Genomic DNA, 2,965 nt, shown 5'->3' with positions numbered 1-2,965 from the left:
AATGAACCTCCCACCAACGAGAACAACAAGCTTAACCAAAATCTGTAGAAACACTACCATCTTCTCAAAAAGCACAACAGACTGCTGACGAAGCTAACGAGCGTGCTCTGCGCATGCTGGAAAAAGCTAGCCGCAAGTAATAGTCCTTCGGGATTGTTATCAAGCCGACCCATTTTTTGGGTCGGCTTTTTTGTGCCGGATGCATTTGTCCGGGCAATAAAAAACCCGCCGACGCTCACGCATCGGCGGGTTTTCTGTTTGAGCTTACTGCTGCAGATCGATCGGGGCGCTGGAGACCATCGGCGCCGAGGTGCCAGGCGTACCGATTTCGGTTGGCAGGCCATCTTCGGCCGCGACCACATCACGCACCACATCCCAATTCATGCGCAGGTTGTTGGTGATGTCTTCACGCTTGAGCATGGCGTTGATCACCGCCGTGTGCTTGTCGACCACTGACGGATTGCCTTTGTCGTCGATCGGCGTGTGCGCTTCCAGATAGACCTTACCGCCACTGCGACCGAACTTGTACGCATCATTGAGTATGCGCACCGAAGTCCCGACCGGCACCATGCCGGCCATTTCCAGCACGTTGTTGTTGAACATGCGGAAGCAACCGTGGCTGGTGCGCATGCCAATGCCGAACTTCTTGTTCGAACCGTGGATCAGGTAGCCCGGCGTGCCCAAGGTGAACTTGAACGGGCCCAGCGGGTTGTCAGGACCGGCAGGCACCACGTTTGGCAGCGGATCACCATCAGCGGCGTGCTCGGCCTTGATCGACGCTGGAGGCGTCCAGGTCGGGTTCGGCGTCTTGGCAATGATCGAAGTGTGCGCGATCGGCGAACCCCAGCCCTCACGCCCGATACCCAGCGGGAAGGTGTACACCACGTTCCGGCCTTTCGGGTAGTAGTAGAGGCGGTATTCGGCAAGGTTGATGACGATCCCTTCACGCGGGCCCGGCGGCAGAATGAAACGCGTCGGCAGGACGATTTCGGTACCGGCACCTGGCAGCCAGGCATCGATGCCCGGGTTGGCCGCGACCATTTCCGAATAGCCCAGATCGTAAGTGGTGCCCAGATCGGCGAAGGTGTCTTCGTACTTGGCTTTGATCACCTGCACCTGGCCGACGATGTCCTCACCGGGTGGTGGCAGGGGAAGCTCCAATGCAGCAACGGGACCGGCCACACACAGGGCGGCAAGTGACAGGCAGCGGGTGACGGCAGGAAAGCGCGGCAACATCCGGAAAATCCTTCGCATGATCAACAAGGGTATAAGAGCGCGATTGTACACCGCGCCTTGGGAATTCGGGGAGATGCGCCGATAGACCGCGCCTGAAGGCTGCGATCCTTGATATTAAAGCTCGAAGCGCAACTCAGGCCAGATAGGCGACGTCCCGCGTTTTTGCGATTCGAGGATCGCGCGGCACAACGAGCACAGGCGCTGATCCTGAAACACCCGACGATCCACGCTCGACCAGCGCGGTTGCGCCGGCAGCAGGCTGCCGCACAGGGTGCGATCGGCCGAACCGCCGAGTTCGAGTTGACGGGTCACCAGATGCACCCGCACTTCCTGGCAGGCGAACAGATCCAGCTGCTCGTCAGGCTCGATCAGTTGATAGGCGAAAAGGGACCAGGCAGAACGCGACATCGGGGCCTCCGATTAAGGGGGCGCCACATTAGCCGAAAGCCTGCCGCTAGAAAAGCCTCAAAGCAGCGGTTTTAGCGTCGGCCAGACATTTTCCAGCAACTTGCCTTGAGCCCCGGCTGCCGGGTGCAGACCATCGGCCTGCATCAGGTCCGGATGACCGCCCACGCCGTCGAGGAAAAACGGCACCAGCGGGATTTTCTTGTCGTCGGCGAGTTTGCCGTAAACCTGGGCGAAAGCATCGGTATAGCGCTTGCCGTAGTTGGGCGGCAATTGCATGCCCAGCAGCAATACCTTCGCGCCGCTTTTGCGCGAGCTGTCGATCATCGCCGCAAGGTTTTGTTGCAATTGCGTTGGCGGCATTCCGCGCAGGCCGTCATTGCCACCCAGTTCGAGGATGACCAGCTCAGGCTTATGCTCTGCAAGCAGCGCGGGCAGGCGCGCCTGGCCTCCGGCACTGGTGTCGCCACTGATGGAGGCATTGACCACTTTATCGTCGAAACCCTCCTGTTTGAGCCGTTGCTCCAGCAACGAGACCCACCCCAAGCGGGTATCCAGGCCGAAACCGGCGCTGATACTATCGCCAACGATCAGGACAGTACCCGCCGCTGCGTTCTGGGCCATGCACGTCAAGGCCAGGCCAGCACTCAAAAACCACACTCGCATCGGATTCTCCATGGGCGCAAGCATTCTCACCGCGAAGAACCTCAGCAAAGTGGTTTCCAGCGCGGAAGGTGAACTGACTATCCTGCACGAACTCAGCCTGGAACTGAACAAGGGCGACAGCCTGGCCATCGTTGGCGCGTCCGGTTCCGGCAAATCCACCCTCCTCGGCCTGCTCGCCGGACTCGACCTGCCAAGCAGCGGCGAAGTCACGCTGGCCGGCCAAGGCCTGAGCGGTCTCGACGAAGACCAACGCGCGCGCATCCGTGCCGAGCACGTCGGTTTCGTCTTTCAGTCATTCCAGCTGCTCGACAGTCTCAATGCCCTGGAAAACGTCATGCTGCCGCTGGAGCTCGATGGCCGCAAAGATGCGCGCGAGCGCGCAACCGAATTGCTGCAGCGAGTCGGCCTCGGCCAGCGCCTGACGCATTCACCGCGCCAGTTGTCCGGTGGCGAGCAACAACGCGTGGCGATTGCCCGGGCGTTTGCTGCCGAGCCTGACGTGCTGTTCGCCGATGAACCCACCGGCAACCTCGACAGCCACACCGGCGAGCGCATCAGCGACTTGCTGTTCGAATTGTTATAGGTATTAGTTAGGAAGATGGTGGTGTTGTGAAAGTTTGTTATTCTGGGTGTTGGTTTCGGTGGTCTGATTATTATT

At 59.7% G+C, this 2,965-nt stretch carries 3 protein-coding genes and 2 pseudogenes; 2 read left to right on the top strand and 3 right to left on the bottom strand.

Annotated features, from left to right (window positions below):
• Nucleotides 1-53: 53 nt before the first annotated feature.
• Nucleotides 54-140: pseudogene (locus tag ACIQVE_RS21125) on the top strand (alanine-zipper protein); the annotation flags it as partial.
• 124 nt (nt 141-264) lie between these two features.
• Here the strand turns inward: ACIQVE_RS21125 and ACIQVE_RS21120 are convergent.
• The 3 genes from ACIQVE_RS21120 to ACIQVE_RS21110 form a co-directional block, all read right to left on the bottom strand.
• Nucleotides 265-1,236, bottom strand: a complete 972-nt coding sequence (locus tag ACIQVE_RS21120) for a L,D-transpeptidase family protein (protein WP_402811682.1) — start codon at nt 1,234-1,236, stop codon at nt 265-267.
• A 114-nt stretch (nt 1,237-1,350) separates the two neighbouring features.
• Nucleotides 1,351-1,644 (bottom strand): hypothetical protein, encoded by a 294-nt coding sequence (locus tag ACIQVE_RS21115; RefSeq protein WP_007908575.1) that lies wholly within the window; start codon nt 1,642-1,644, stop codon nt 1,351-1,353.
• A 57-nt stretch (nt 1,645-1,701) separates the two neighbouring features.
• Nucleotides 1,702-2,307, bottom strand: a complete 606-nt coding sequence (locus tag ACIQVE_RS21110; RefSeq protein WP_402811678.1) for an arylesterase — start codon at nt 2,305-2,307, stop codon at nt 1,702-1,704.
• A 10-nt stretch (nt 2,308-2,317) separates the two neighbouring features.
• On the opposite strand from ACIQVE_RS21110, the pseudogene ACIQVE_RS21105 reads away from it, so the two are divergent.
• Nucleotides 2,318-2,965 (top strand): annotated as a pseudogene (locus ACIQVE_RS21105) (ABC transporter ATP-binding protein); the annotation flags it as partial.

The organism is Pseudomonas sp. NPDC098747 (assembly GCF_044760045.1).
Lineage (GTDB): Bacteria > Pseudomonadota > Gammaproteobacteria > Pseudomonadales > Pseudomonadaceae > Aquipseudomonas.
This window is presented reverse-complemented; position numbering and strand designations above follow the sequence as displayed.

Bases quoted from the DNA above. Each gene is read 5' to 3' on its own strand.
- ACIQVE_RS21120 (WP_402811682.1), bottom strand. From the start codon at position 1,236: ATGTTGCCGCGCTTTCCTGCCGTCACCCGCTGCCTGTCACTTGCCGCC.
- ACIQVE_RS21115 (WP_007908575.1), bottom strand. From the start codon at position 1,644: ATGTCGCGTTCTGCCTGGTCCCTTTTCGCCTATCAACTGATCGAGCCT.
- ACIQVE_RS21110 (WP_402811678.1), bottom strand. From the start codon at position 2,307: ATGCGAGTGTGGTTTTTGAGTGCTGGCCTGGCCTTGACGTGCATGGCC.